Annotated in this window: 1 protein-coding gene; it reads left to right on the top strand. The window is 75.7% G+C overall.

Going from position 1 to position 507, the window contains the following annotated elements; translation table 11 throughout:
• Window positions 1-507, top strand: a 507-nt coding sequence (locus D7V88_RS45365) for an FHA domain-containing protein (protein WP_341870764.1), incomplete at its 3' end; no start/stop codon positions are given.

The following is a 507-nucleotide window of genomic DNA, read 5'->3' as shown; positions in this document are numbered from 1 at the left end:
GTGGTGGAGGACGCGTCGGTGAGCCGCCAGCACGCGAAGGTGGGGGTGGCGGACGGGGAGGCGTTCATCGCGGACCTGGGCAGCCACAACGGCGTGCGCGTGAATGGGGAGAAGGTGCAGGGCACCCGGCCGCTGGACGGCGGGGACGTGGTGACGCTGGGCAACGTGACGCTGGTGTTCCACCGGGGCGAACGGCCCCCTCCGGCCCGGCGGGCGCTGGAGGCCGAAGGGCTGCGGGCGCGGCTGTCGGAGGAGCTGGACCGGGTGCGCAGCTACGAGCGCGCGGTGAGCGTCCTGGCCCTGGAGGTGGAGGCGGCGTGGGTGTCGCAGGCGGAACTGGTGCAGGCCCTGCACGGCGCGCTGCGGTTGATGGACGGGGTGGGGCAGGTGGGCGGCACGCTGGTGGTGCTGCTGCCGGACCTGTCGGGCGACGAGGCGGAGGCGATGGCGGCGCACCTGCTGTCGGTGCTCTCGCCGCTGGCCGGGCGCGTGCGGGCGGGGCTGGCG

The sequence above is a fragment of the Corallococcus terminator genome, assembly GCF_003611635.1.
Classification (GTDB): domain Bacteria; phylum Myxococcota; class Myxococcia; order Myxococcales; family Myxococcaceae; genus Corallococcus; species Corallococcus terminator.
Note: the sequence above shows the minus strand (reverse complement) of the source record. Positions and strands in the feature narration are given on the sequence as shown.